The following is a 20,982-nucleotide window of genomic DNA, read 5'->3' as shown; positions in this document are numbered from 1 at the left end:
GACATTTCCCGCATGACGCAGATGTCACGCCGCCATGTGCTTGTTTTGGGTGCCGGCGGCGCCCTCGGTGCATCCCTTGGCGCACCGCTGCTGCGCGGCGCGCGTGCTTCGGAGGCGGGGACCGAGGCGCACGGCATTTCGGCATTCGGCGATCTCAAATATCCCGCCGGCTTCCGTCATTTCGACTACGTCAATCTGGACGCGCCGAAGGGCGGCACGTTCTCGCTCATCCCGTCGGTGAAGGCGTACAACCAGTCCTATCAGACCTTCAACTCGCTCAACGCCTTCATCCTGAAGGGCGACGGCGCGCAAGGCATGGACATGACGTTCGTGCCGCTGATGGTGCGCGCCAACGACGAGCCGGACGCGATGTACGGCCTTGCCGCCAAATCCGTGCGGATATCGCCGGACAGGCTGGTCTATCGCTTCACGATGCGGCCCGAGGCGAAATTCCACGACGGCACCAAGCTCACTGCTCATGATGCGGCGTTTTCGCTGACGGCGCTGAAGACCAAGGGCCATCCGCTGATCATCGTGCAGATGCGTGACATGGTCAGCGCGGAGGCGATCGACGACGCGACGCTGGTCGTCACCTTTGCCAAGGGACGCGCGCGCGACGTGCCGCTCTATGTCGCGAGCCTGCCGATCTTCTCGAAGGCGTACTATGCGTCCCGCCCGTTCGACGAAACGTCGCTGGAGATTCCGCTGGGCTCGGGTCCGTACAAGGTCGGCAGGTTCGAGGTCAATCGTTACATCGAATACGAGCGGGTGAAGGACTGGTGGGCCGCCGATCTGCCGGTTTGCCGCGGCAGCTACAATTTCGACGTCGTGCGCTATGAGTTCTATCGCGATCGCGATGTCGCCTTCGAGGGCTTTACCGGCAAGAGTTATCTTTACCGCGAAGAGTTCACCTCCCGCATCTGGGCGACACGCTATGACTTTCCGGCCGTGAAAGATAATCGCGTCAAGCTCGAAACCGTACCCGACGACACGCCGTCCGGCGCGCAAGGCTGGTTCATCAACACGCGGCGCGAGAAGTTCAAAGACCCGCGCGTGCGCGAGGCCCTGATCAATGCCTTCGACTTCGAATGGACCAACAAGACCATCATGTACGGCGCTTATGCCCGTACGGTATCGCCGTTCCAGAACTCCGATCTCATGGCGGGAGACAGCGCGCCTTCGCCGGAAGAACTGAAGCTGCTGGAGCCGTTTCGCGGTCAGGTTCCCGATGAAGTGTTCGCAGCACCGTTCACGCCGCCGGTCTCGGACGGCTCCGGGCAGGATCGAAGCCTGTTGCGCAAGGCGCAGCAACTGCTGAGCGAGGCCGGCGTGCCGATCAAGGACGGCAAACGGGTGCTGCCGAACGGCGACGTGTTCAGGATCGAGTTCCTGCTGGACGAGCCCTCCTTCCAGCCGCACCATGCGCCCTACATCAAGAACCTGGGCACGCTCGGCATCGAAGCGAGCGTGCGCCTCGTCGATGCCGTGCAACACAAGGCGCGCCAGGAAGATTTCGACTTCGACATGACGATCCAGCGTTTCAGCATGTCGGCGACGCCGGGCGATGCCATGCGTGCGTTCTTCTCATCGCAGGTTGCGAACACCAGGGGCTCGTACAATCTCGCCGGCGTTGCCAGCCCGGCCATCGACGCCATGATCGAGAAGATCATGGCGGCCGACAACCGCGAGGACTTGACGATCGCTTGCCGGGCCTTCGATCGGCTGTTTCGCGCCGGCCGCTATTGGGTGCCGCAGTGGTATAACAAGACGCACCGGCTCGCTTATTGGGATCTATTCGGTCATCCGCAGAAGCTGCCGCGTTACGCAAATGGCGTAGGCGCTCCCGATATCTGGTGGTCCGACCGCGCCAAGGCGGCCAAGCTCGAGCAGGCGAAATAATCATGAGCGCGTATATCGCCCGCCGCATCCTCCTGATGATCCCGACATTGCTCGGGATCCTCTTCGTCTCCTTCGTCGTCGTGCAGTTCGCGCCTGGCGGTCCTGTCGAGCGCGTGATTGCGCAGCTCTCCGGCGCCGATACCGGCGGCACCTCGCGCATTTCGGGCGGTAGCGACTTTGCGCAGCGTGCGCCCGGGCAAGTCGGCGCGGGCGGCGATTCCATCAACTCGAAATATCGCGGCGCGCAGGGGCTCGATCCTGATTTCATCAAGAAGCTGGAGGCGCAATTCGGCTTCGACAAGCCGGCACCGGAACGCTTCGCGCTGATGGTGTGGAATTTCGCCCGCTTCGATTTCGGCAAGAGCTATTTTCGCGACGTCAGCGTGATTCAGCTGATCAAGGAGAAGCTGCCGGTCTCGATTTCGCTCGGCATCTGGTTGACGCTGATCACCTATCTGATCTCGATTCCGCTCGGCATCCGCAAGGCGGTGAAGGACGGCACGCGTTTTGACACCTGGACGTCGACCATTCTCGTGCTGGGCTATGCCATTCCCGGCTTTCTGTTCGCAATCCTCCTCATCATCCTGTTTGCCGGCGGCTCCTTCTTTAACTGGTTCCCGCTGCGCGGACTGACTTCGGACGGCTGGTCGCAGTTTCCCTGGTACTGGAAGATCCTCGATTATTTCTGGCACCTGACGCTGCCGCTGATCGCCATGGGGCTCGGCGCGTTCACCACCATGACGTTCCTGACCAAGAATTCGTTTTTGGATGAGATTCGCAAGCAATACGTCATGACCGCGCGCGCCAAGGGCTGCAGCGAGGGCCGGGTGCTTTACGGCCACGTCTTCCGCAATGCGATGCTGATCGTGATCGCCGGATTCCCCGGGACCTTCATCCACGCCTTCTTCTCAGGCTCGCTTCTGATCGAGACCATCTTCTCGCTGGACGGGCTCGGGCTGCTGAGCTTCGAGAGCGTGCTCAACCGCGACTATCCCGTGGTGTTCGGCACGCTCTACATCTTTTCGTTGGTCGGCCTCGTGATCAACCTGATCTCCGACCTGACCTATATGTGGATCGACCCCCGGATCGATTTCGAGGCGCGGGAGGTCTGATGACGGTTATCGCGCCGACGCCGATCGAGACCACGACCCAGTCTCCGCTGGGTGAGATCGTTCCGATCACGCGAAAGCCGTTCGCGCCTTCGCCGCTGAATAGGCGGCGATGGCAGAACTTCAAGGCCAACCGCCGCGGCTATTGGTCGTTCTGGATATTCATCGCCCTCTTCGTGATCTCGCTGTTCGCCGAGCTGATCGCCAACGATCGACCTTTCCTGGTCAAATTCGACGGCCGTCTCTATTGGCCCGCCTTCGTGACTTATTCGGAAACCACCTTCGGCGGCGATTTCGAGACGGCTGCCGACTACCGCGACCCCTACTTGCAGAAGCTCATCAAGGACAAGGGCGGCGCCATCGTCTGGCCCCTGATCCGCTATTCCTACGACACTCACAATCTCGACTTGCCGACGCCGGCGCCGTCGCCGCCGACCTGGATGCTCACCGAAGCGCAATGCAAGCCGGTGGTCGAGAAGAAGGGGCTGAAGAGCTGCCGCGACCTCGAATACAACTGGTTAGGTACGGACGACCAGGGGCGCGACGTGGTGGCGCGGCTGATCTATGGCTTCCGCATCTCGGTGCTGTTCGGCCTTTGCCTCACGATCATCTCATCCGTCATCGGCATCGCGGCGGGAGCGGTACAGGGTTATTTCGGCGGCCGGGTCGATCTCATCTTCCAGCGCTTCATCGAGATATGGACGGCAATTCCGTCGCTCTATCTTCTCTTGATCCTGTCCTCGGTCCTCGTGCCCGGCTTCTTCGTGCTGCTCGGCATTCTCCTGCTGTTCTCCTGGGTCTCGCTGGTCGGTCTCGTGCGGGCCGAGTTCCTGCGCGGGCGCAACTTCGAATACATCCAGGCCGCCCGCGCGCTCGGCGTCTCCAACCCGGTCATCATGTTCCGTCACCTGCTGCCGAACGCGATGGTCGCGACCATGACGTTCCTGCCGTTCATCGTTTCCTCGTCGGTGATGACGCTGACGGCACTCGACTTCCTTGGCTTCGGCCTGCCGCCGGGCTCACCCTCGCTCGGCGAGCTGCTGTCACAGGCCAAGTCCAACGTGCAGGCGCCGTGGCTCGGTTTCTCCGGCTTCTTCTCGGTCGCGATCATGCTGTCGCTCCTGATCTTCATCGGCGAAGCCGTGCGCGACGCCTTCGATCCGCGCAAGACGTTCAGGTAAGCCAATGGACGCGATCAACCAGCCCCTGCTTGCCGTGCGCGACCTTTCGGTGGCCTTCCACCAGGGTGGCGCCACGACACTCGCGGTCGACAAGGTCTCGTTCCAGATCAAGCGCGGCGAATGCCTGGCGCTGGTCGGCGAATCCGGCTCCGGCAAGTCCGTGAGCGCGCTCTCGATCCTGAAGCTGCTGCCCTATCCGAACGCCTCGCATCCCTCGGGAAGCATCCGCTTCAAGGGACAGGAGCTGATCGACCAGTCCGAGCAGCAGATGCGGGAGGTCCGCGGCAGCGACATCTCCATCATCTTCCAGGAGCCGATGACCTCGCTCAATCCGCTGCACACGATCGAGGCGCAGATCGGCGAGATCATCCAGCTGCACAATCCCACCAGCAACGCGCTGGCGCGCAAGCGGACGCTGGAGCTGCTGACCCAGGTCGGCATCCCCGATCCGGAGACGCGGCTCAACAGCTATCCGCACCAGCTCTCAGGAGGCCAGCGCCAGCGCGTGATGATCGCGATGGCGCTCGCCAACGAGCCCGATCTGCTGATCGCCGACGAGCCGACCACGGCGCTCGACGTCACCGTGCAGGCGCAGATCCTGGCGCTGCTCGCCGAGATCCGCGCGCGGCTCGGCATGAGCCTGCTCTTCATCACCCATGATCTCGGCATCGTGCGCCGCATCGCCGACCACGTTTGCGTCATGAAGAGCGGCGAGATCGTCGAGCAGGGGCCGGTCGAGCAGGTGTTCAAGACGCCGAAGCATCCCTATACGCGCGACCTGCTCGCGGCCGAGCCGAAGCCGGATCCCGCGCCGCCGCAGCCGAATGCGCCGGTGGTGATGTCGGCCGACGATCTGAAAGTGTGGTTTCCGATCAAGCGCGGCTTGATGCGCAAGACGGTCGGCCACATCAAGGCGGTCGACGGCGTCAGCCTCGCCGTGCGCAAGGGCGAGACGCTCGGCGTCGTCGGCGAATCCGGCTCAGGCAAGACCACGCTGGGGCTGGCGCTGCTGCGGCTGATCTCCTCGAACGGGCGCATCGTGTTCCTGGGGAGAGACATCCAGGGCCTGCGCTTCAAGGAGATGCGGCCCTTCCGGCGCGACATGCAGATCGTGTTCCAGGATCCGTTCGGCTCGCTCAGCCCGCGCATGTCGGTCGCCGACATCATCGCCGAAGGCCTCACCGTGCATCAGCCGAAACTGTCGGGCGAGGAGCGTGAGGTGCGCGTCGTCAAGGCGCTCGAGGATGTCGGACTGAAACCAGACACCCGCTACCGCTATCCGCATGAGTTTTCCGGTGGCCAGCGCCAGCGCATCTCGATCGCGCGCGCGGTGGTGCTGGAGCCGGATTTCGTCGTGCTGGACGAGCCGACCAGCGCGCTCGACATGCTGTTCCAGGCGCAGATGGTCGATCTGTTGCGCGAGCTGCAGCGCAAGCGCGATCTCACCTACATGTTCATCTCGCACGATTTGCGCGTCGTCGCCTCGCTCGCCAGCCATCTGATCGTGATGCGCGGCGGCAAGGTGGTCGAGGAGGGGCAGGCGGCCGAGCTGTTCAAGAACCCGAAGAGCGATTACACGCGCGCGCTGTTCGCGGCAGCCTTCCGGCTGGAGACGGCCGGGAATGGATCGGTGGCGACGTAGCCCGGCATTCCGGTCGCGCGACAGCGCGAGCCCCAGGGACGCTTCTGCTGGTGGCCGAAGCGGACCGCACCTACCTGTCGCGTTGATCTACGCGGCGCGTTCCTTGTCTAATTGTTCCTCGACCGTGGTCGCTGTTTCTTCCAACTTCTTTTCGTAATTGCCCGCGAGCTTCTCAATACTATCGGCCCACATCCTCAGCATTGAGACCTGAAAGTGGATCATCGGCATCAAGGCATTCATGCCGATTGCTGTCGCTGCGGCGATGCGCCGTTGTGGGTCGCCCGCGAGATGGTTTGCAGTAACGGTCTTGTCTGCCATGCTGTTCGCTCCTTCGCGCTGGTGTTATGGCCTAAAGTCACCTCTCGGGTTGTGAATTGCGTGCTTTCAAACACTCGGCCAAAACTTGATCTGCCGCGAGTCGCGCACATTGGTCGTCATGCAATTCATCCAGTTTTTTCAAGTAGGCGACTGCGGCGATTTGCAGGAGATCGAAATCATCTTCGCCGGTATCGCGAAGACTGGCGATGTAGCGATAGAGGGCGGAACGCCTGTTATCATTCTCGCTGATGCCGCTGTGGAGCAGCAGGTAGTTCCGCCAAGCGAACGCACACGCGCCTTCTCTGGCCTGAGAACTCATGGGGCACCTCCCAAAGGCAGAAAGACTGACGACATGTTTCGTTCCGCAATTCTCCCAATTGTAACGTTGTTCCGTAGTTGCGCCGCGAGATGCCTATCAGCCGGGGCGGGTTGCCTTTCGAGTGACGGTTGCCCGAATGATCGTGCGTGTATTCCCTGGAAAATGAGCCTGGGGAACGTACGAGACTTCCGGTTCTCTCTGCGCTGGAGTGTCGCAGCCCGCTTCGCTCAAATATGTCGATATCCACGGTAATATCTGGCCGTCGAGCCGCGGAGGCGGTGATGGCTTCAAAGCTGTCTTCTGGCACTGTTGTCTTGCTACTGGTTGGAGCAACGGTGCTTTTGATCGCAAGTCGGCCACCTGTTTGGATGCTGCTGCTGCTCGGTTCCTTCGCGCTGGCGGCGCTGTATATCGTCGTGCGAACAAAGTCGCGTTACGATCCGCTCGATCCACGCTTCGGCAGCTGCATCCCTCCGATTTCCAAGCCGAAGGCCAGCGCCGGTAATGTGCCCAAGCAACATAGCGACGTCTGACATCCATCAGATGCGGATCCGCTTCCAAGACCGACATTCGGCCATACCGGTTTCAACGTCGCCTTCGGAGAGTAAAGCGGACGCGGCAAATTAGCGGTGAATTATGAGCACACGCCCTAGAGCCGCTTGATCGCCACGACCTCGCTGCCGGCCTGCTTGATCCGTGCAATGGCCGGCTCGATCGGCTCGATCACCGTCGCCATATGATGCGCGTTGGCGTGAACCATGGTGCCGGCGTCGCGGACGATGGCGACGTGGCCCTTCCAGAAGATTAGGTCGCCGCGTTGCAGCTTGCTCTGCCCGTGAGGCTCCAGGGCTCGTCCAAGGCCGGCCTGCTGCATGTCGCTGTCGCGCGGGCAGCCGGTGCCGGCCGCCGTCAGCGAGACCTGCACGAGACCCGAGCAATCGATGCCGAGGCTGCTCTTGCCGCCCCAGAGGTAGGGCGTGCCGACGAAGCGTTCGGCCACCGCAACGAAGTCCGGCTCGCGATGATCGAGCGGGCCGAGATGCGCCTTCGGCAGATAAGCTCCGTCGCGCGTCACCGCGAAGCTGCCGTCCTCGCGCGCCACCGCAATCTTCGATCCCATCACGAGCGTGCCGGCTGGCGGCAGCTTGATCGAGGGGCCCGGGAACGCAAACGTCCGCAGCGCGCTGACCTTGTGCGTCGGGGCGGCCGTCGGCTTCATGAGCGCCGCATCGGGAAGCCAGCCGACATAGCCGTCACTTCCCAGCTGGCCCCAGGCCCAGCCCTCGCCATTGCGATCGTAGACCGTGACGCGCTCGCCGCGCAGCGCCTCCGTCATCAGCATCGCGTCCGAGGACGGCTGTTCGCGCACCGCTGCAATCGCGTCCGTCACCTCGAATTCCTCGCCGGTGACGAAACGCTCCGCCTGCACCTTGCCTTCGAGATATTTGGCGGCGAGGTCGGCCCGCGCCGGTGTCAGCCTTGGATCGTGTCCTGGATCATGCATAGCGCTCGCTCAGCAATGTGTAGATGGCGCGCGCGGCCTGGCACTCGCCGCCTTCGGGGCGCGCCGGCTTCGCCGACGGCGTCCAGCCATAGATGTCGACATGCAGCCAGCTCTTGGCCTGCTCGACGAAGCGTTGCAGGAACAGCGCGCAGGTGATCGACCCGGCAAAGCCGCCGGACGGTGCGTTGGTGATGGTGGCGGTCTTGGAGTCCAGCCACGCATCGTAGGCCGGCCACAGCGGCATGCGCCACAACGGATCGTTCTCCTTGACGGCGCAGCGCGCGACGTCGGCGGCAAGCGTCTCATCATTGGTGTAAAAGGGCGGTAAATCCGGCCCCAGCGCGACGCGTGCAGCTCCCGTCAGTGTGCCGAGATCGATCAGCAGGTCGGGCTTCTCCTCGTCGGCGAGCGCCAGGGCATCGGCGAGCACGAGCCGCCCTTCGGCGTCCGTGTTGCCGATCTCGACCGTGATCCCCTTGCGCGATGTAAAAATGTCGAGCGGGCGGAAGGCATTGCCGGCGACCGCATTCTCGACCGCCGGAATCAGCACGCGCAGCCGGACCTTCAGCTTCGCGTCCATCACCATGCGCGCGAGCGCCAGAACGTTGGCGGCGCCGCCCATGTCCTTCTTCATGATCAGCATGCCGCTCGACGGCTTCAGGTCGAGCCCGCCGGTGTCGAAGCACACGCCCTTGCCGACCAGCGTCACCTTGGGATGGGCGGGATCGCCCCAGCCGATGTCGATCAGTCGCGGCGCGCGGTCCGAGGCCATGCCGACGGCGTGGATCAGGGGAAAATCCGTCCTCAGATCCTCGCCGATGGTGCAGGCAAAGCTCGCGCCGAATTCGCTGGCGAGCTCTTGGGCGGCTGCGGCGAGCTCCTCCGGCCCCATGTCGTTGGACGGCGTGTTGATGAGGTCGCGCGCCAGCATCGCGGCATCGGCCATGCGGCTGATCTCGACGGCGTCGACGCCGTCAGGCGGCACCAGGCGGACATCGGGGCCATCAGCCTTGCGGTAGCGAGCGAAGCGGTAGCAGCCGAGCGCGAAGGCGAGTGCGGCGAGCCGTGCATCGTGCGGTGCATTCGCAAAGCGATAGGTGCCCGGCGGCAACAGGCCGGGCAGGGCGCCCGGCCGGAACAGGTCGCGGGATCTTGCGCCCTCGTCCTCGAGGCCGAACAGCACTTGCGCGATCGTACCGCCGGGGGCGGGCAGGGCGAGATAGCCGCCCGGCTTGGCGGCGAAGGCGTTCGCCGTGGCGAACTGGCGTTGCGCCGGCGGCAGCGTCTCGGCGACCTGATCCCAGCTCGACTTGGTGACGAAGGTGATCGGGATGGCGGTTGGCGACGTCTCGAAGACAGAAGGCATTGGCGGGTCCAGGTCGTCAGATCAAGCTGGTTATGCGGATGAGGGAGACTTCGCAGAGTTTTGCGGTGGCCGCAATCGGCTTTGCCGTCACCGTTGAGCGAGCGGCTACTCGCAGCAAGGGGGCCATGCTAGGTTCCGGCAACGGCCGCCAGGTGCAAGGAGATCACCGGTGGCCGAAAGCGAAGCCTGCCGGGAGGAAATGCAATGGACGTCGTGTGGAGTATGGTCACTTTCATCGGCCAGGTCGTCGAGGCGATTTTCAGCTATGTCGAGCATCATCATTGGATCTTCGCGTTCCTTGCCGGCGGCTACGTCTTCTATCTCCACGACCGCTCCGTCCATGCGCGCTTCGATGCGCTCGACAAGCGCGTCGACGAAATCCGCAAGCGGCTTGCCATCGAATATTGATCGGGTGAAACGAAACCGGCGACGGGCAGATCTCCAGACCTGAACGAGCAGGCGAAGGCGCTCGGCCTCGACCTCGGTCTCGGCGGAGAGGTGCCGCCGCAGACGCCGTCGTGAGGGGCATCCCGGCGTTAACCGGCCATTAGGGTTAACAGTCTATTGCTGGCGCGTTCGGCTCGATCCATCCGCTCGAGAGTCAAAGCGTCATGCGTCAACGGTTCAGTCCTGCCCGGCTTCTCGCATCTGCCTCGCTCGTTGCGGTGGTGGCCATGAGCCTCGGCGGCTGCACGGCAATGTCAAAGCTCTCCGACGTCACCGGATCGATCGGGTCGCGCGCGGAGGCCTCCCCTCCCAGCGATCCCGCAGGCGCCGTCGAAGTCTATGGCGAGCGTTACCGTGCCAATCCCAAGGACGCCGAGGCCGCGCTCGGCTATGGCCAGGCCTTGCGCGCCAACGGCCAGCGCGCCCAGGCCGCCGCCGTCCTCGAGCAGGCGACCATCGCCAATCCCGGCAACAAGGCGCTGCTCGCCCTGTACGGCCGTGCACTCGCCGACAACGGCAATTTCCAGCAGGCCTTCGACGTGCTGTCGAAAGCGCATTCACCCGACAATCCGGATTGGCGTCTGCTCTCGGTGCAGGGCACGGCGCTCGATCAGATGGGCCGTCACGATGAGGCGCGTTCCTATTATGCGAGCGCGCTGAAGATCGCGCCGGGCGATCCCGGCGTGCTGTCCAATCTCGGCCTGTCCTACATGCTGTCGAGAGACCTTCCCAAGGCAGAAGAGGCGTTGCGGCAGGCCTACGCCTCGCCGCGCGCGAGCGCGCGGGTGCGGCAGAATCTCGGCCTGGTCGTCGGTCTCCAGGGCCGCTTTGCCGAGGCCGAGACCATCGTGAAGGCGGACCTGCCGCCGGAGCAGGCCGCGGCCAATGTCGCCTATCTCAAGGAAATGCTGAGCCGCAGCGACGCCCCGCGCGGCGCACCGAAGCGGACGCCCGTCGCCGCGCTCAGCCGACCCGACTGATCCGACCTGATCGTCTCATCCTAAAGCCGCACGCGCGAACCGCACGCGGCTCAAGTCTTGCGTCACTGCATCTCGGAGATCTTGATGCCGGTCGGCCCGAGAATGACGACGAACAGCACCGGCAGGAAGAACAGGATCATCGGCACCGTCAGCTTCGGCGGCAGCGCAGCGGCCTTCTTCTCGGCCTCGGTCATGCGCATGTCGCGGTTTTCCTGCGCCATGACGCGCAGGGAATGTCCGAGCGGAGTGCCGTAACGTTCCGCCTGCTGGAGCGCCAGACACACCGACTTGACGCCCTCGAGCCCGGTGCGCCGCGCCAGGTTCTCATAGGCGACCTTGCGGTCCTGCAAATAGGACAGCTCGGCGGTGGTCAGCGTGAACTCTTCCGACAGCGCGATCGACTGGCCGACGATTTCGGTGGCGACTTTCCGGAATGCCATTTCGACCGACATGCCGGATTCGATGCAGATCAGCAGCAGGTCGAGCGCGTCGGGAAAGGCGCGCTTGATCGAAAGCTGGCGCTTGGAAATCGCGTTCTTGAGGAACAGCATCGGGGCCTGAAGCCCGAGATAGGCGGCGCCGATGCAGATGCCGATCTTGACCGGCACCGGTTTCTCCATATGCGCGATCAGGAACACGTACAGGACCGAGCCCACGAACAGGGTGATCGGAGCGACCATGCGCGCAAACAGGAAGGTGATGTAGGGCGCCTGACCGCGGTAGCCGGCCATGATGAGCTTGTCGCGGGCAGCTTCCTGCGCGAGCCATTTGGTGAGGTTGAAATCCTCGACGACCTTGGAGACGAGCTGCTTCGGGGTCTGGCGCAGCGAGACCTTCTCGCTCTTGTTGAGGCGCTCGCGCTCGCGCTGCCGGATCCGCTCGCGCTCGCTCGCCACCGCCTTCATGCGCTTGGAGAGGCCTTCGCCGGCGAACAGCGGCATCACCAGCGTATAGACGGTAGCGCTGGCGGCGATGGCCGCCAGCAGCATGGTCATGAAACGGACGTCATGCAGTTTCGAAACCAGAAATTCGACCATACGCCACCGTCAGAAATCGAAGTTGATCATCTTCTTCATCACCATGATGCCGACCGACATCCAGACGACGCAGCCGACCAGCATGAGCTGGCCGGTAGGATGGGTCCACAGCAGGGAGATGTAGTGCGGCGTCGTGAGATAGACGAGAAACATCACGATCGGCGGCAGCGAGCCGATGATGGCGGCCGAAGCCTTGGCTTCCATCGACATCGCCTGGATCTTTTCCCTCATCTTCTTGCGGTCGCGCAGCACCTTGGAGAGGTTGCCCAGCGCTTCGGAGAGGTTGCCGCCCGACTTCTGCTGGATCGAGATGACGATGCCGAAGAAATTGGCTTCCGGCAGCGGCATGCGATCGTAGAGGCGCGAGCAGGCTTCGCCGAGCGGCATGCCGATCGCCTGCGTCTCGATGATGGCCAGGAACTCGCTGCGCAGCGGCTCGGGCGAATCGGCGGCGACCACCTTGATCGATTCGAACAGCGGCAGGCCCGCCTTGATGCCGCGGACGATCACGTCGACGGCGTCGGGCAGCGCGGCCAGGAATTTGCTTTCGCGGCGCTTCTTCAGGAAGCTGAGTGCCCAGCGCGGCAAGCCGAAGCCGCCGGCGAAGGCGAGGCCGGCGCCGCCGAGCAGGCCGCCACCGACGAACATGGCGGCTACGAACAGCACGCCCGCCACGACGGCGGACACGATCCAGAATTTCTGCGGCGTCCAGTCCAGCCCCGCCTGCGACAGGCGGATGTTGAGCGGAACGCTCTTCTCCTGCTGACGTCGTGCCTCGAGATCCTTCAGCGAAGTCTCGACCTGCTCACGGCGCGAGCGCTGGCTCTTTTCGGTCTGCTTGGCCGCGGGCGCGTCGGCGCGCGCGATCGAGGCACGGCGGTTTTCCGCCTTCCGCTCCCCGGACAGCAACGGATAGAGGAAGACCCAGGCGATGCCGCCGACAGCGGCGGTGGCGAGGAACGCGAGGGCGAGGACCTGCATGTTCATGGCGGCGCTGACCTGCTCACGTCGTTGGCGCCACTTCCGCCGCATCGAGTGCGGCGGCAAGGCGCTTCTCGTCGCCGTAATAGCGAGCGCGTTCCCAGAACTTCGGACGGCCGATGCCGGTCGAGCGGTGCCGCCCGATGATCTTGCCGTTGGCGTCCTCGCCGATCATGTCGTAGAGGAAGATGTCCTGGGTGATGATGGTGTCGCCTTCCATGCCCATCACCTCGGTGATGTGCGTGATGCGGCGCGAGCCGTCGCGCAGGCGCGCGGCCTGGACGATGACGTCGATCGAGGCGCAGATCATCTCGCGGATGGTCCGCGACGGCAGCGAGAAGCCGCCCATCGTGATCATGGATTCGCAGCGCGACAGCGCCTCGCGCGGGTTGTTGGCGTGCAGCGTGCCCATCGAGCCGTCATGGCCGGTGTTCATGGCCTGAAGCAGGTCGAACGCCTCGGGTCCGCGGACCTCGCCGACGATGATGCGTTCGGGGCGCATACGCAGGCAGTTGCGCACCAGCTCGCGCATGGTGATCTGGCCCTCGCCCTCGATGTTGGGCGGGCGGGTTTCGAGCCGCACCACGTGGGGCTGCTGGAGCTGAAGCTCGGCCGCGTCCTCGCAGGTGATGATGCGCTCGTCGTGCTCGATGTAGTTGGTGAGGCAGTTGAGCAGCGTGGTCTTGCCCGAGCCGGTACCGCCGGAGATCAGCACGTTGCAGCGGACGCGGCCGATGATCTGGAGGATCTCGGCGCCCTCCGGCGAGATTGCGCCGAACTTGACGAGCTGATCCAGCGTCAGCTTGTCCTTCTTGAACTTGCGGATGGTGAGTGCGGGCCCGTCGATCGACAGCGGCGGCACGATCGCGTTGACACGGGAGCCATCGGCAAGGCGCGCGTCGCAGATCGGCGAGGATTCGTCGACGCGCCGGCCGACCTGGCTGACGATGCGCTGGCAGATGTTGAGGAGCTGCTGGTTGTCGCGGAAGCGGATACCGGTGCGCTGGATCTTGCCGCCGACTTCGATGTAGACGGTGTTGGCGCCGTTGACCATGATGTCGGCGATGTCGTCGCGCGACAACAGCGGCTCCAGCGGGCCGTAGCCGAGCACGTCGTTGCAGATGTCGTCGAGCAGCTCTTCCTGCTCGGCGATCGACATCACGATGTTCTTGATCGCGATGATCTCGTTGACGATGTCGCGGATTTCCTCGCGGGCCGATTCCGAATCGAGCTTGGCGAGCTGGGCGAGGTCGATGGCCTCGATCAGCGCGCCGAAGATGGTCGCCTTGACCTCGTAGTAATTGTCCGAGCGGCGGGTTTCCATCGCCGGCGCAGGCCTCGCCGGGGCAAGCGGCGGCGAGGCGACGGCCGGCGGGGGCGGCGCGCGCGACACCGTCGGCGCCAGAGCCGGGGCAGGCTCTGGCGACACGGCGCCGGGCTTCGGGGCCCGAAGGTCGGTGTCTGTTCCGCTACGCTTACCAAACACTTAACGACTCCATGCGGCGGCTTATTTTCCCCGCAACTTATCAATCAGGGGTGAAAGCAGGGACGACTTTTGTTTCTTCGTTTCGCTGCGGCCGGTCAGGCGCTGGGCGATCTGGAGGAACATCTCGATCGATTTGTGGTTGGCGGAGATTTCCGCGATCATCTGGCCGTTGTTGGCCGCCGAGCCGAAGATCTGCGGCTCGAACGGGATCGAGACGACCGGCTGGCTCTCGATCGCCTTGGCGAACTCCGTCGCGGCGATTTCGGGACGTTTCGGCACTCCGACCTGGTTCAGGCAGTAGAGCGGCGGCCGGTCGTTGGGGCGCGAGGCCTTCAGCAGGTCGAACAGGTTCTTGGTATTGCGCAAATTGGCGAGGTCGGGCGCCGCTACAATCAGGATGTCGTCCGCCCCGATCAGAGCGCGCTTGGTCCAGCCCGACCATTGGTGCGGGATGTCGAGCACGATGCAGGGCATGGTGGAGCGCAGCGTGTCGAACACGGAATCGAAGGCGTCGGTGCCGAAATCATAGACCCGGTCCAGCGTCGCCGGCGCCGCCAGCAGGCTGAGGTGGTCGGTGCATTTCGACAGCAGGCGGTCGATGAAGGCGGTATCGACGCGATCGGGCGAGAACACGGCGTCCGCAATGCCTTGCGGCGGGTCCTGGTTGTAGTCGAGCCCGGCGGTGCCGAAGGCGAGGTCGAGATCGGCGACGACCGCGTCCATCGCGAGGTCGCGCGCGATCGCCCAGGCGACGTTATGGGAGATGGTGGACGCGCCGACGCCGCCCTTGGCGCCGACCACGGCGATGATGCGGCCGACCGCCTTGGCTTCCGGCGCGGAGAACAGGTTGCAGATCGAGCGCACGACGTCGATAGCGCCAACCGGCGCGAGCACGTAGTCGCTGACGCCGCGGCGCACCAGCTCGCGATAGAGCATGACGTCGTTGATGCGGCCGATCACGACCACGCGGGTGCCGGCGTCGCAGACGGTGGCGAGCTGGTCGAGCCCGCCCAGGAGGTCGTTGCGGCCGTCGCTCTCGAGCACGATCACGTTCGGTGTGGGCGCCGAGCGGTAGGCTTCGACCGCAGCCGCCATGCCGCCCATCTGGATCTTCAGGTGGGCCTTGCCGAGACGGCGATCCTCGCCGGCCGACTGTACCGCGGCAGCAGTTTCCACGGTCTCGCAGAAGGCCTGGACCGAGACGCGCGGCGCAGGCGCGATATGCTCTTCGGCCGGCGGCGGAGCTGCTTCCGGCTGCTCTTCGTGTGTTTGCCTGGCGTAGCTGATCATTTGCCGGTGTCGCTGAGTTTGGCCCTGTCGGCCTCAGGATAGGAGACCGCCGTCGGCACTCCCTTGCGATACTTCTCGAACGCAGCGGTGCGCCGTGTCGTATAGGAGGGTGTCTCCGGCCGCGGCTGCTCGAGGTCCGAGGGATTGTCGACCATGGCTGCGAGGTTGCGCTGATAGGCGCAGCCGTAATTGTAGTATTCCTTGTTCTCGAACCAGCCCTTGTTCTTCATCGAGGGGCCGATGTCCTCCGGCCACAGGCCGCAGGGGCCCGCGACTGCGGCGATCTTGGAATAGGTCAGCCGGATCGGCGGCAGGAAGCGCTTGTCTTCCGGCTGGTAGGGGCGGGCGATGATGCCGCGCGGCGGAACGCCCGCCGCCGCCAGCATCGCCTGGATCTCACGCATCGACTCCGCGACCGGACGCGCGTTGGGCGTGCCGGACGGCGCGTCGATATGGATGGCGCCGGTGCCCTCATGCAGCCAGGCCGATGCCAGGCCCATCACGTCGGCGCGCTGGGCCGCGGTCAACCCGCCGCGGGCGTGGCCGACGAAGACGACGATCGAGCGGTTCTGCTCCTCGATCGCGATCGGATGACGCTGCTTGTAGCTGTCGGGAATGGAGGCGGTGACCGCTTCGTCGTGCTGGCAGCCGCCGAGCGCAAGCCCGATGCCGACGAGCGCGCCACCGAAGCCGATGGCGCCTCTGCGAATCTGGGGTGGTCTTGTGGTCATAACGAAGTCCCCGTTCCGCCTTAGTCGGTGATGAAGCCGTAGGTGCCGCGGTAGTTCCGGCCCGGCTCGGTCCGGCCAGGCACGCCGTAGATGCGGTTGATGTTGCCGAGCAGCTCGACCTGCGGATCGGCAGGCGCGGAGAATCCGTCATCCGGCCGCGACAGGTCCTTTTGCGCCACTGCGCGAACGATATAGGGCGTCACGATCACGACCAGCTCGGTCGCGTTGTTGACGAAGTCGCGGCTGCGGAACAGCGTGCCGAGGATCGGAAGCTGCATCAGGCCCGGCAGCCCGCTGACCGCCTGCTTGGTCTGCTGCTGGATCAGGCCGGCCATCGCCATCGCGCCGCCGGAGGGAATCTCCAGCGACGTCTCCGCCCGGCGGGTCTTGATCGAAGGCACCGTGAGCGAGTTCACCGACGTCGAGGTCACGGCCTGCGACAGCGTGATCGCATTCTCGTTCGACAGTTCCGAGACCTCGGTCATCACCCGCAGGCTGATCTTGCCCTCGGTCAGCACCACGGGCGTGAAGTTGAGCGAGATGCCGAACTTCTTGAAGCTGATCTGGGTTGTACAGACATGCGTCGTGGGGTCGCACGCATAGCCCGCCGGTACCGGGAATTCACCGCCGGCGATGAAGGTCGCCGACTCGCCGGAGATCGCGGTCAGGTTCGGCTCGGCCAGCGTCCGGATCACGCCGGCGGTCTCCATCGCGCGCAGGGTGGCCTGCACCGACGGCGTCGCGCCGAACTTCGTGGTCAGACTGTTGCCGTCCACCAGATTTTTGCCAAGAGCGGTGAACGGGTTGGAGTTGCTGAAAGTCACCACCGATGTGCCGTAGTTGAGGTTGGCGGTGAGGTCGATGCCGAGCTGCTTGACGATGCTGCGCGCGACTTCGGCGACTGTCACCTTGAGCATGACCTGGTCGCGGCCGCGGACCACGATCGAGTTCACGACCTTGTCGGCGCCGCCGGCGAGGCGCGCGGCGAGATCGTTGGCCTGCTGCGCCTCCATCGGATTCGCCGCCGTGCCGGTCAGCACGATGCCTTCGCCGAGGCCGTCGATCTGGATGTCGGAATTGGGCAGGATCTGCTTCAGCGCGGCGCGCACGCCGTTGAGGTCGCGCTTGACCGCGATGTCATAGGCCGCGATCTGCTGGCCGGCGGAATCGAAGAACACGATGTTGGTCTGCCCGACCGCGGCGCCGATGATGTAGGCGCGCTGCGACGAGCGGACCACCGCATTGGCGATCTTGGGGTCGGCGACCAGCACATCCTTGATGTCGCGCGGAAGGTCGATCACGATGGACTTGCCGACGCCGAGCGAGAGGAAGCGCGCGTTCATCTGGCCGTCGGCCGCGACCGGCGCTGCGGGGCGGTAGTCGGCGGCGACCACGGGGGTCAGTGCCGGGTTGAGCACCAGCGCGAGGGCGGCCGAAAACGACAGGGCGCGGACCATTGAGGTTCGCATCGTCGCCAAATCTGCCCTGCATTTCATATCGACTGACCTCATCGTGCCTTCGCCGTCGAGCTTGGGATACCGTAGCGAATGATCGAAACGCCATCGCGCCTCTGTGCGGAATCATCGAGCGTGATCTCGCTCATCTTGACGTCGACGATGCTGCGCAGCGCCAGCGACAGCGTGCCGCTCTGGCGGGCGGCGGAAAGCGTCGCCGTCTGCGTGGGATTGAGCTCGAGGGTGACGGTCTTGCCGACCACCGTATTCTGGCCGTCCTTCTCCTTCGGCGCCTGGTCGATGGCCAGGACGCGGATGTTGGCCAGGATGATCTCGGACGTGACGATGTCGGGGGCGCCGTTGCTCGGGTCCGGGTTCTTGAGGCGGCGCGTCAGAAGCACGTCGACGCGATCGTTGGGCAGGATGAAGCCGCCTGCGCCGGTCTCCGGCGAGATCTCGGTCGAGATCGCGCGCATGCCGGTGGGCAGGATTGCCGCCATGAAGCCGGAGCCTTCGGCCTTGACCAGTTTCTGGTCGCGGATCGGCTCACCCTGGATGAAGGGGGCGCGCGCGATCGAACCGGTCACCTGGGTCACGCCCTCGGGGCGCTCGTTGCGGCGGATGAAGGTGGCGCTGGCCGTCGCGGCCGGCCAGGTCTGCCATTGCACGTCTTCCGGTTTCACGGTCTGGCCGAGGCCGATGTCGTTCTTGGCCACCAGCACGTCGACGGTTGGAAGCTGCGCGACCGGAGCCGCCGGAGGCGGCGCAGAATTGTCCGAGCCGCTCGCCAGGTACGCGGCGACACCGCCGGCGCAGATGGCGACCGTCAGGACGACAATGCGTGCCCTATTCATACGCTTCACTTTCCAACAAACGCCGCGACGCAGCCGCCGCCGTAATCGGCAGTTGACCAGCTATTCGTCAAAGCATGGTTAATGAGGCGTATCTAAATCGCCTTAACGCCTGGTTTACCCGGAGCGTTCAACGCAGTGCGAGATGAGCGAGGTCGATCGCCTTCACCCACTCGGTTTCCGGGTAGACCATCAGCGCGCTCAGTGCGAGCGCGATGCCATAGGGAATGCCGCTCTCCTTGGCGTGCAGTCGCGCAAGCCAGGCCTGGCCCGCGAGGCCGTAGGGCAGCGGCCATTGCCGGAACTGGAGCAGGAGCAGCGTCAGCGCTCCGCCGAACAGCGAGGCGTAGAGCAGGAAGTTCATCAATTGCGCGAAGCCGAACCAGAGCGCGACGGAGGCCGCGACCTTGGCGTCGCCGCCGCCGACCCAGCCCATCGCAAAACAGGTGAAGGCGACGACCAGGACAAGCGCGCCGGCGCCGACATGGCCCAGCATCTCGTAAGGTGCCATGCCACCGGAGAGGGCGAGCGCGAAGAAGCCTGCGACCAGCGCCAGCGAGACGCGGTTCGAGATCGTCATCGTGAAGAGATCGCTCGCGGCGGCGAACGCCATCAGGGCCGGGAAGAGCAGAAGGCGCGCAAGGTCGAGGATCATGGGCTGCGTCTTGAGGCCTGGGTTCGTCGCGATATCTGGCGTCGCCCGATGCTACCCGGCAGAGCTAAACAAACCGACAACGGCGGCTGTGGCCTTGACAGGGCGGATCGCGCGAGGCGTGCTCACCAGAGGCTGGCAATGCGCGCGGCGAGTGCGAGCGTCGCAAGCAGCAGTGCAAGGCAGACCCAGTAGGCCGGCGAGCCGGTCTGCGCCGCCTCCGCCTCGCTCGCCGCAACCGCGGCATCGGTTCTGTACTTGCGTAACGCCACTGGAACTCGCGGTACTCAGAAAAACAAAGGCCCCGGATGTCCGGGGCTTTTGCCGTCGCCTGTCGGTCGCTTACTTCAGCGAGGTGCTGATCGAGGTGAACTTGGTGTTCAGCGTGCTGCCGAGGTTGTTGACGACGGTGATGATGGCCAGCGCGATGCCGGCGGCGATCAGGCCGTATTCGATGGCGGTGGCGCCGGATTCATCCTTGGCGAAACGCGCAATCAGGTTCTTCATGAACAAACTCCATCTGGGGTTGGATCGCCTCGTTCGGCGCTGTCTTTGACGCTATGAGCATGAAAGCCGAGCTCTTTCGGTAGAGTTAATTCGATCGTGCAAACCCGATCCCTGCGCGATGCTTTTGCCCAGAGTGAATTTCGCCTTAAGGCCCGCTGGAATTCGCTGCGGTTCTAACGTACCGCAAGTGCGTCGCCGGCTTCACCCTCCCTTAAATTTCGCGGAGTAGGCGTAGGAGGACCAGCAATCCGGAAGAGAGGCGACGATGTCGAGCCTGCCCATGCAAGTCGCCCTGATGCTCGGCGAGACCATCGCGAAGGTGGTCCCCATCACTCTCGCGCTCGCGGCGGTCTTCACCGTGCTCGAGCATTTCTGGGCCTGCAATCCCGGCACGCCCTGGTGGCGCAAGCGGGAGATCGTCACCGACATCTGCTATTGGTTCTTCGTTCCGGTGTTCGCCCGCACTATGCGGATCGGGCTCTTGATCGTCGGCGCGAGTCTCCTCTTCAACATCCACGATGCCGACGGTCTCATCGCCTTCTACGACAATGGCCACGGCCCGCTGGCGCTATTGCCGCTCTGGGCCCAGGCTGTCCTCTTCCTGGTCCTGTCGGATTTCATGCTGTACTGGCTGCACCGGTTGTTCCACGGCGGCGAGTTCTGGAAGTATCACGCGATCCATCACTCCTCGGAGGAGATCAGCTGGATTTCGGCGGCCCGCTTCCATCCCGTCAATCTCGTGCTCGGCTCGATCGGGGTCGACGTCGTGCTGCTGATGGCCGGCATTTCCCCGAATGTCATGATCTGGCTTGCCCCGTTCACGACCTTCCACTCGGCCTTCGTGCACGCCAATCTGAACTGGACCTTCGGACCGTTCAAATACGTGCTGGCGACGCCGGTATTCCACCGCTGGCACCACACCTCGCTCGAGGAGGGCGGCGACACCAATTTCGCCGGGACCTTCCCGCTCTGGGACGTGCTGTTCGGCACCTTCCGCATGCCGGAGGGGCAACTGCCGCAGGATTACGGCAAGGACGAAGCGACCATGCCCAGGGAGATCGCGGGCCAGCTCGCTTATCCGTTCCGCCGCTAGCACGACCGCGAGGACCTTAAAACGCCAGTCCGCTCAAACAATAGTCGGCGAATTTGCGGAACGTTCACGAATTGAGGGCAGGTTAGCGCGGTCGGGCGCCGGCTCCGCTGTATCAATCGCTTCTGCCAGTTTGTG

The 20,982-nt window shown here is 64.3% G+C and carries 22 protein-coding genes; 8 read left to right on the top strand and 14 right to left on the bottom strand.

Translation table 11 applies throughout. The features are described 5' to 3' along the window. Positions 1 to 12: 12 nt before the first annotated feature. Genes AB5K84_RS39900 through AB5K84_RS39885 form a run of 4 tightly spaced genes read left to right on the top strand, consistent with a single transcriptional unit; the run spans position 13 to position 5,831 of the window. Positions 13 to 1,899: an extracellular solute-binding protein gene (locus tag AB5K84_RS39900; protein ID WP_028173514.1), complete on the top strand. Its 1,887-nt coding sequence runs from the start codon at positions 13 to 15 to the stop codon at positions 1,897 to 1,899. 2 nt (positions 1,900 to 1,901) lie between these two features. After that, positions 1,902 to 3,011: a microcin C ABC transporter permease YejB gene (locus tag AB5K84_RS39895; protein WP_011084243.1), complete on the top strand. Its 1,110-nt coding sequence runs from the start codon at positions 1,902 to 1,904 to the stop codon at positions 3,009 to 3,011. Next, the gene (locus tag AB5K84_RS39890) at positions 3,011 to 4,189 is read left to right on the top strand and encodes an ABC transporter permease (protein WP_028173513.1); all 1,179 of its coding nucleotides are present in this window, start codon (positions 3,011 to 3,013) and stop codon (positions 4,187 to 4,189) included. The genes AB5K84_RS39895 and AB5K84_RS39890 overlap by 1 nt, the downstream gene beginning before the upstream one ends. A gap of 4 nt (positions 4,190 to 4,193) precedes the next feature. Continuing rightward, positions 4,194 to 5,831, top strand: coding sequence for an ABC transporter ATP-binding protein (locus AB5K84_RS39885; protein ID WP_038965361.1), 1,638 nt, complete (start codon positions 4,194 to 4,196; stop codon positions 5,829 to 5,831). Between the two features lie 87 nt (positions 5,832 to 5,918). On the opposite strand, the gene AB5K84_RS39880 is transcribed toward AB5K84_RS39885, so the two are convergent. Together AB5K84_RS39880 and AB5K84_RS39875 are read right to left on the bottom strand one after the other, a co-directional pair. Next, positions 5,919 to 6,149, bottom strand: coding sequence for a hypothetical protein (locus AB5K84_RS39880; protein ID WP_028173511.1), 231 nt, complete (start codon positions 6,147 to 6,149; stop codon positions 5,919 to 5,921). A gap of 37 nt (positions 6,150 to 6,186) precedes the next feature. Beyond that, positions 6,187 to 6,468 carry a hypothetical protein gene (locus AB5K84_RS39875; RefSeq protein ID WP_038965362.1) on the bottom strand — a complete coding sequence of 94 codons (282 nt, stop codon included), beginning with the start codon at positions 6,466 to 6,468 and terminating at the stop codon, positions 6,187 to 6,189. A 281-nt stretch (positions 6,469 to 6,749) separates the two neighbouring features. Here AB5K84_RS39875 and AB5K84_RS39870 point away from each other — a divergent pair, with 281 nt between their 5' ends. Next, positions 6,750 to 7,001, top strand: a complete 252-nt coding sequence (locus AB5K84_RS39870) for a hypothetical protein (RefSeq protein WP_162494041.1) — start codon at positions 6,750 to 6,752, stop codon at positions 6,999 to 7,001. Positions 7,002 to 7,117: 116 nt separating this feature from the next. Here the strand turns inward: AB5K84_RS39870 and AB5K84_RS39865 are convergent, their stop codons facing one another. Further along, a complete protein-coding gene (locus AB5K84_RS39865) occupies positions 7,118 to 7,972 on the bottom strand; it encodes a C40 family peptidase (protein WP_011084247.1) in 855 nt (284 codons plus the stop codon). Then, positions 7,965 to 9,338 carry a leucyl aminopeptidase family protein gene (locus AB5K84_RS39860; protein WP_011084248.1) on the bottom strand — a complete coding sequence of 458 codons (1,374 nt, stop codon included), beginning with the start codon at positions 9,336 to 9,338 and terminating at the stop codon, positions 7,965 to 7,967. Before AB5K84_RS39860 ends, AB5K84_RS39865 begins: the two co-directional genes overlap by 8 nt. Before the next feature lie 204 nt (positions 9,339 to 9,542). Between AB5K84_RS39860 and AB5K84_RS39855 the strand changes: the two genes are divergently transcribed. Together AB5K84_RS39855 and AB5K84_RS39850 are read left to right on the top strand one after the other, a co-directional pair. Beyond that, the gene (locus tag AB5K84_RS39855; RefSeq protein ID WP_011084249.1) at positions 9,543 to 9,746 is read left to right on the top strand and encodes a hypothetical protein; all 204 of its coding nucleotides are present in this window, start codon (positions 9,543 to 9,545) and stop codon (positions 9,744 to 9,746) included. A 203-nt stretch (positions 9,747 to 9,949) separates the two neighbouring features. Beyond that, entirely contained in the window at positions 9,950 to 10,765 is an 816-nt protein-coding gene (locus tag AB5K84_RS39850) for a tetratricopeptide repeat protein (RefSeq protein ID WP_011084250.1), read from the top strand. A gap of 62 nt (positions 10,766 to 10,827) precedes the next feature. Here AB5K84_RS39850 and AB5K84_RS39845 read toward each other — a convergent pair whose 3' ends face one another. From AB5K84_RS39845 to AB5K84_RS39800, 10 genes are all read right to left on the bottom strand, one after another. Then, entirely contained in the window at positions 10,828 to 11,802 is a 975-nt protein-coding gene (locus AB5K84_RS39845) for a type II secretion system F family protein (RefSeq protein WP_011084251.1), read from the bottom strand. A 9-nt stretch (positions 11,803 to 11,811) separates the two neighbouring features. After that, the gene (locus AB5K84_RS39840; protein WP_028173506.1) at positions 11,812 to 12,789 is read right to left on the bottom strand and encodes a type II secretion system F family protein; all 978 of its coding nucleotides are present in this window, start codon (positions 12,787 to 12,789) and stop codon (positions 11,812 to 11,814) included. Between the two features lie 16 nt (positions 12,790 to 12,805). Next, positions 12,806 to 14,269 carry a CpaF family protein gene (locus AB5K84_RS39835; protein WP_011084253.1) on the bottom strand — a complete coding sequence of 488 codons (1,464 nt, stop codon included), beginning with the start codon at positions 14,267 to 14,269 and terminating at the stop codon, positions 12,806 to 12,808. Between the two features lie 21 nt (positions 14,270 to 14,290). Further along, the gene (locus tag AB5K84_RS39830) at positions 14,291 to 15,559 is read right to left on the bottom strand and encodes an AAA family ATPase (RefSeq protein WP_011084254.1); all 1,269 of its coding nucleotides are present in this window, start codon (positions 15,557 to 15,559) and stop codon (positions 14,291 to 14,293) included. Then, positions 15,556 to 16,290, bottom strand: coding sequence for a CpaD family pilus assembly protein (locus AB5K84_RS39825; RefSeq protein ID WP_011084255.1), 735 nt, complete (start codon positions 16,288 to 16,290; stop codon positions 15,556 to 15,558). Before AB5K84_RS39825 ends, AB5K84_RS39830 begins: the two co-directional genes overlap by 4 nt. Positions 16,291 to 16,310: 20 nt before the next feature. Beyond that, entirely contained in the window at positions 16,311 to 17,786 is a 1,476-nt protein-coding gene (locus tag AB5K84_RS39820) for a type II and III secretion system protein family protein (protein WP_028173504.1), read from the bottom strand. 11 nt (positions 17,787 to 17,797) lie between these two features. Further along, positions 17,798 to 18,598 (bottom strand): Flp pilus assembly protein CpaB, encoded by an 801-nt coding sequence (gene cpaB, locus AB5K84_RS39815; protein WP_038965364.1) that lies wholly within the window; start codon positions 18,596 to 18,598, stop codon positions 17,798 to 17,800. Positions 18,599 to 18,725: 127 nt separating this feature from the next. Further along, on the bottom strand, positions 18,726 to 19,250 hold the full coding sequence (locus AB5K84_RS39810; RefSeq protein ID WP_011084258.1) for an A24 family peptidase: 525 nt from the start codon (positions 19,248 to 19,250) through the stop codon (positions 18,726 to 18,728). A gap of 122 nt (positions 19,251 to 19,372) precedes the next feature. Continuing rightward, the gene (locus tag AB5K84_RS39805; protein WP_165448137.1) at positions 19,373 to 19,519 is read right to left on the bottom strand and encodes a hypothetical protein; all 147 of its coding nucleotides are present in this window, start codon (positions 19,517 to 19,519) and stop codon (positions 19,373 to 19,375) included. A gap of 70 nt (positions 19,520 to 19,589) precedes the next feature. Beyond that, a complete protein-coding gene (locus AB5K84_RS39800) occupies positions 19,590 to 19,754 on the bottom strand; it encodes a Flp family type IVb pilin (protein ID WP_011084259.1) in 165 nt (54 codons plus the stop codon). A 265-nt stretch (positions 19,755 to 20,019) separates the two neighbouring features. Between AB5K84_RS39800 and AB5K84_RS39795 the strand changes: the two genes are divergently transcribed. Then, positions 20,020 to 20,847 (top strand): sterol desaturase family protein, encoded by an 828-nt coding sequence (locus AB5K84_RS39795; protein WP_011084260.1) that lies wholly within the window; start codon positions 20,020 to 20,022, stop codon positions 20,845 to 20,847. Positions 20,848 to 20,982 lie beyond the last annotated feature (135 nt).

It is taken from the genome of Bradyrhizobium sp. 1200_D9_N1_1 (genome assembly GCF_052075915.1).
In the GTDB taxonomy this organism is placed as follows: Bacteria; Pseudomonadota; Alphaproteobacteria; order Rhizobiales; family Xanthobacteraceae; genus Bradyrhizobium; species Bradyrhizobium diazoefficiens.
The sequence above is the reverse complement of the archived record's forward strand: the minus strand, read 5'-3'. Positions and strand labels throughout refer to the sequence as shown.